Origin of the sequence: Parablautia muri, from assembly GCF_009917485.1 — a bacterium.
GTDB lineage: Bacteria > Bacillota > Clostridia > Lachnospirales > Lachnospiraceae > Suilimivivens > Suilimivivens muri.
Map to the genome: position 1 here is coordinate 1 of NZ_QZDT01000101.1, position 5,528 is coordinate 5,528.

Sequence of the window (5,528 nt, forward strand, 5' to 3'; positions counted from 1 at the left end):
GAATACTTCTGACTTTTGTCTTCTTAAACATAAAAAGACCTCCCTATAGATTATTTGGTGATACTGCATCAGCAGTTCTCCAAGAATAACTATAAGGAGATTTATAGTGAAATCAAATATGTGTGCTGCCACAATATGTTGTGGTGGCTCTGAAGGTGGAAAATACCATTTCTGGGTGGCTCTGAAGCGGGAAACTGGTGGCTCCCAAGGGGGATAATATTCACATGCCTTTGGAAACAAAAAACTCCCGGCAGTAGTCACGGATAAGGTCTGCGTACTGTTCCGGCGGGATTTCCCTTGGGATGGCAAGCACGAACCTCCAGGCAAGCTGGGAGTTCCATTGTTTTTCCTGCACTTCGGCAGAGTTCCATAAAGTATTTCGGTCTGCATACTCCGGCGGCACATGGGGCGGGAGCATGATTTCGTTGTGGGTGACTTCGGTTTTATAGGGATAGTATTTTTGCTCTTGGTCGTATTCAGAGAACAGCTTCTCGCCGCTCTGGTAGGCGGCGGCAGAAACAGCGGATTCGTTGTTGCTCCGTTTAATGATGGTAATTTTACAGTGCGGGCATGGCAAGTGTGCGCCCTCCTTTCTCACGGATTCGAGGCAAAAAAATAGCAGGATACTTTTTCAGATTTCCTGCTTGGGTGTGCCGCTGGTGGGCGGCGGATTATTTAGTTATTGGGATACAATAAATTTGGCATTATTTATACAGTTTTATATTTTCATTTTCCTGTACCAGAATAAAGCGTATGCCTACTTTTTGTATTTGCTTCAGCTTTGACCATCGTTCTGCTAATTCCAAACTCTTTTTTGTATATGGTACGGCAACGGCAGGAATAGTATTTTCATTCATAAAAGAACTGGTCATTAGTTGTCCGATGGCTTCCCTCATAAAAGGGGACTCCTGACCACTTTTTCCCTGTTTACTTTTTTGCTTTCCACAAATAATGTTTTTCCATTTTGCAAGAGGATTTGAACATCTCCATATCCCGGAATAGATTCTAAAATAATCTCTGCTCTTTGTCCTTTTATGCAATACCTGCCTTGCCAACGGCCAAAATCCTCATCCATTTTAACGAAATTATTTTCTCTCAAAAACCTTTCAATATTAAAATGTAATACTTTCCCGATTTTGATATGTGCGCCATCAATGGAAACTTTAACATCCTGTTCAGTGAGATGTTTTTTGATGTAATACATCGCTAAACGTAAACTTACTTCTGGTTCTGTCATACCTTTCAATCCTTCATCATCTTAATCTCTATACTGTAGAAAGCATACGGGGAACGATACAAATTCCCAATAATCGCTTTGTCGTTTCTGACAGCTTATCCAGATTGTTTACAATCAACTCAACCAAAGCATTTCCATCCATAACTTCAATGCCGTTTTCTTCTGCAAATGCCCTTACATCATCAGTCACCATTGCGCTGGTTATAAAATATCCCTCATATCCTTCATATTCTTTTTGCGACAGAACATCTATGACTTGTTGAATGCCCTGGCTGCCGGAGTAACCACTGTGATGCTTAACCTGTACAAATATCTTTTTTGACATAAAGGAATCTTCTTTAATGGCACGGATGTCAGCGTCTGCCTTGCCTGTGAATTTATTTTTTGCCAACACCTCTGCTTCATATCCCTCGCATTTCATCAGTTCACAAACAAGATTTTCAAGTCCAATCCCGCCTGTTTGGAGATTTGTCTTTCCTTTCTGGATATTTTCAAGTAAACCGGCTTTCAGTTTTTTTACTTCCTCCTGTTCCATATCCCGCATTTCCTGAGAATAGGAATAAGATTTCCGGCTGAAAATCATTTCAATTTCATCTTTAAATTCAAATAAATTGGCAATTGTATTTCCACGGACACGCAAACGTCTTTGTAAACCTTCTGACAATTCATTACGTGGGATAATCAGGAGTTTCCCATTCTCATAACGGTAGTTCACGCTTCTTTGGTTGGATAAATCCTGTTCGTAATCTTCCGGTGAATAAATTTCCTTTTCATTTGCTTCTGCAAGTGCAATATAAGAATTAAACGGCACAAGAATGTAATCGCCCTTTTTCATATCTTTAAATCGTTCTACCTCATTCATATTTTTGGAAATTACCTGTTGTGCCTTATCGCTTTTATCATAATAACTTCTTCGGACTGCATTTTTCACTTCTTGGGAATCAGAAAGCGAAGCAAAGTCAACTTTGCTCCATCCAACAGCAACAACATTGTTATCAAAGAAAATCTTAAAATCATCTTCACGGGATAGCATGGCTCTAATCATATAATAGTTTCGGTCTGGCATAGCACTCACTCCTTTAATTAACTTTTGGTTATGGTAATTATATCACTGATACCCAATTCTGAACAGATAGCTTTTGGCAAGCTCACAAAGGGGTAGCTGGCGGAGCCAGCGCATGGGAAGGGCAGATTCCCCTGTGATGATTGGAGCAGATTGGAAATCTACGGAAATCATCTGCTGTCCGCAGGGCGCACAACGTCCAGTGGACGTTGGTTCTGCGCCGACCAGAGCGACAGCGGAGACCGCCCCCGGCAGGGCGCAATGCACCACTTCCCTAAGTGGTGTATAAGTGCGCCCTGCGGGGCTTTGCCTGCCTTGCGGCAGACAACAGGGGAAACGACAATTTCTCTACCGGCATTCTGCCCTACCCTTTAGTGAACTTTGCGTTGCCACCCGCCACGTTTCGGCAGATAATTTCATTCCATCGGGGATTGTTGTTTTATTTTTTCTGCCAAGACATTCTGCATAGTCCGGCGGAAAGATAAGTCCGCAAACAGCGTATTCAGAATATCCTTTACCATGTCATCATTGAGCGTGGCAAGCTGTTCTTTTGAAACATTCAGCTTCTCCCTGAGAAGGTATTCAAAGTGGCTTCCCCATACAATGTTGCGGTGTCAACGCTCCTTTTCCGTCATGCCTTTTATCTGGTTGCGTAACTTCGTTTCCCTGTGTTTTGCAATGGTAAGCTCGGCTTTTGTTTTCTTTAATTCCACCTCAATCGTATCTCTGTTCCTTAATTTATTTTCACTCACTTTTTCACTTCCTCCCTGCCCGTAACGCTGTTAATACTGTATAGAAATACAGGCATACAAAAGAGGACATCCATATGCTGAATGTCCCTCCTGTGCTTAATAACGCCTGTTTATTTCTTATCATAATCAATCCTGAACCGGACTGTTATAAGCATAAGTTTCCGCACAAGCCTTTCAAACAATTCCCCGTTAAATCTGCCTCCCTTAACGCTTAGCCTTGCCATGTACGGCTTGAACAGCCCGATCAATCACTTCCTGTATGGCAAAGTAATCGCCATTCACTGCCTTTTCCAGTGTTTCAAAGGAAATATCCCTGCCTTCATACTGATTATCCATGATATAGTTCCTCCATCAGCCGCTAGAGCGTTTTTATTGCATCATGTCTCAACTTGCACACGCTGCTTTTCGCCAGACCAAAAATTTCCCCAATCTCCCTGTCTTTCAATCCGATAAGATAATACATCAGGACAATCTGCATCTGCCTGTCCGGCATCTCCCTTAATGCCTGTGCCAAATCCCCATTTGCAATGCCGATTTCATATCCCATGATTTGAAAATAATCAGCATGGTAAGTATCAAAAACTTTGTCAATCATCGCCAACTGTTTTTCGGAAAACATTTCAATATGCGATTCCCGTTCCGCCATCCGTTTCCGTTCACTGTAATAATTGACTTTTTCATATTTTAAGGCAATATGGCATAACTTCACAAACTGCTTTATTGTCTTGTTTTCTTTATTTATATTTGTCAATATCCTGTCCTCCATTTCTGAAATTCTGTTGTACTTGAAATGAAGTCAGGAGTGGCGGGGAATGACAGTGTATTGCTGTCTTTAAAAACAGAAAAGCGTCCATCGGTTTTCTTCCAACAAGCGCTTTCCCGTCTTAATTCTTAGTTTAATTATTATAATCTATCATTCTTTTATCTTTGCAGGCAATCCGCCACACAGCGAATTTCCCTGCCGTTACTGCCACTGGAAGTCCTCCCGGTGCCATAATCCACTGACTGGCAATATACAGGTTTTGTACCCCCTTTAATAGCCCTTTCACGCGGAAGGACTTTACACCTTTTCTTGTAATGAATCCCATATATGCTCCGTGATATGCGTTGCAATACCGTTCATAAGTAATCGGTGTCCAGCAATCAAGGAACTCCATATGCCCCAAAAGACTGGGGAACTGCATCTGCAATCGTTCTTCTATTGCCTTTACCGCTTCCTTTTTCCGGCTCTCATATTCCTCCTTTGTCAGCCCCTTCCAGTATAAGTACTCCTTATCAAATTGCGGAATATTTACTTGAATCACTATTTTCCCTGTTGGAGCAAATTCCGGTTCATATTCATAACTTTTCACCGAAATCCTCTCCACTTTCCTTCCTCCTGTTTCAAAAGGACTACAGTCAAAGAAAATAGTACCTTTTCTGTCATACGCTGTCTTGTCTGCCACGAATGCTGCCTGAACAGCGCTAAAAAGAGGATATTTTTCATTATCAGCATAACAGGACTGCCATTTTGCATCCATATACTTTTTCCCGATTAACCTATCGAACATCTCCATGGTATCTACTGATGAAATAATATAATCCGCTAACACCTTTTCTTTATCTGCCATTTCGATTCCTATTGCTTTTTTATTCTCTATAAGAATCCGTACAACCGGCGCATTGCAGTGCAAATTTCCACCCAACCGTAAAAACTGATTCACCATACGTTTTACCATTGCCAGAGAACCGCCCATTGGAATCTCGCCATTACCAGATGTAATACTGGCATAAGAAACAAGAAATGAACTTGCAACATATTCTTTTGGCAAATAATCTGTAAATAGTTGTTTTAAAGCAGGGTGTTTAAACCTCTTGGACAGTTCCTCCAAATCAATGGAGCCGTATTCCTTCATCACCTTTGGCATATCCGCCATTGAAACGCCCATATGGATATAATCCATGATTCCCATAGCATCCATAGGTTTCTCGGCTGGTATTTCACATTCCGCCGCATATTTCACATACTCTATAAATTTTTCTATTTCCATCGCATCGTCAGGGGACAATTTGAGCAATTCCGACTTCGTCCTTTCCAAATCCTTCCATAATGTTACACGCGAATCCCCTTTGATGCTTGTATAAAAACTGTCACAATCCGCAAATTCCGTATGTTCATCTAATGCTCCGACTGTTTCCCATACTTTGCGGAGCGCTGTCCCCTTTTTCGTTCCGGTAAGCCAATGAATGCAATTGTCAATATGGCATCCTTTCCGGTTCCACCCCATGCATTCCCCGCCAGCAACCGGATTTTTTTCATAAATATCCACGTTATAACCTGCAAGTTTTCCATAAATTCCTGCTGACAATCCAGCAATGCCGCCACCTACAATTACAATTCTCTTTTTGTTTTCACTCATTGTTTTCCTCCCTATATTGTCAAGTGATTTTCCTTAAAAAATCAAGGAATTTATAGTTACATATCTCAGATGAATGA

Annotated in this window: 8 protein-coding genes and 1 pseudogene; 1 reads left to right on the forward strand and 8 read right to left on the reverse strand. The window is 41.4% G+C overall.

Annotated features, from left to right (window positions below):
• Window positions 1-223 precede the first annotated feature (223 nt).
• From D5281_RS23800 to D5281_RS23815, 4 genes and pseudogenes are all read right to left on the reverse strand, one after another.
• Window positions 224-577: pseudogene (locus D5281_RS23800) on the reverse strand (MobA/MobL family protein); the annotation flags it as partial.
• Window positions 578-704: 127 nt separating this feature from the next.
• A complete protein-coding gene (locus D5281_RS23805; protein ID WP_160562378.1) occupies window positions 705-896 on the reverse strand; it encodes a hypothetical protein in 192 nt (63 codons plus the stop codon).
• Window positions 893-1,237: a hypothetical protein gene (locus D5281_RS23810; RefSeq protein ID WP_160562379.1), complete on the reverse strand. Its 345-nt coding sequence runs from the start codon at window positions 1,235-1,237 to the stop codon at window positions 893-895. Before D5281_RS23810 ends, D5281_RS23805 begins: the two co-directional genes overlap by 4 nt.
• A gap of 28 nt (window positions 1,238-1,265) precedes the next feature.
• Entirely contained in the window at window positions 1,266-2,303 is a 1,038-nt protein-coding gene (locus D5281_RS23815) for a restriction endonuclease (RefSeq protein WP_160562380.1), read from the reverse strand.
• Window positions 2,304-2,415: 112 nt separating this feature from the next.
• Between D5281_RS23815 and D5281_RS23820 the strand changes: the two genes are divergently transcribed.
• Window positions 2,416-2,589, forward strand: coding sequence for a hypothetical protein (locus D5281_RS23820; protein ID WP_160562381.1), 174 nt, complete (start codon window positions 2,416-2,418; stop codon window positions 2,587-2,589).
• Window positions 2,590-2,914: 325 nt separating this feature from the next.
• On the opposite strand, the gene D5281_RS23825 is transcribed toward D5281_RS23820, so the two are convergent.
• The 4 genes from D5281_RS23825 to D5281_RS23835 form a co-directional block, all read right to left on the reverse strand.
• Window positions 2,915-3,052, reverse strand: coding sequence for a hypothetical protein (locus D5281_RS23825; protein WP_160562382.1), 138 nt, complete (start codon window positions 3,050-3,052; stop codon window positions 2,915-2,917).
• Between the two features lie 204 nt (window positions 3,053-3,256).
• The gene (locus D5281_RS26255; RefSeq protein WP_277935595.1) at window positions 3,257-3,388 is read right to left on the reverse strand and encodes a hypothetical protein; all 132 of its coding nucleotides are present in this window, start codon (window positions 3,386-3,388) and stop codon (window positions 3,257-3,259) included.
• Between the two features lie 22 nt (window positions 3,389-3,410).
• On the reverse strand, window positions 3,411-3,803 hold the full coding sequence (locus D5281_RS23830) for a sigma factor-like helix-turn-helix DNA-binding protein (protein WP_160562383.1): 393 nt from the start codon (window positions 3,801-3,803) through the stop codon (window positions 3,411-3,413).
• Between the two features lie 145 nt (window positions 3,804-3,948).
• On the reverse strand, window positions 3,949-5,451 hold the full coding sequence (locus tag D5281_RS23835; RefSeq protein ID WP_160562384.1) for a phytoene desaturase family protein: 1,503 nt from the start codon (window positions 5,449-5,451) through the stop codon (window positions 3,949-3,951).
• Window positions 5,452-5,528 lie beyond the last annotated feature (77 nt).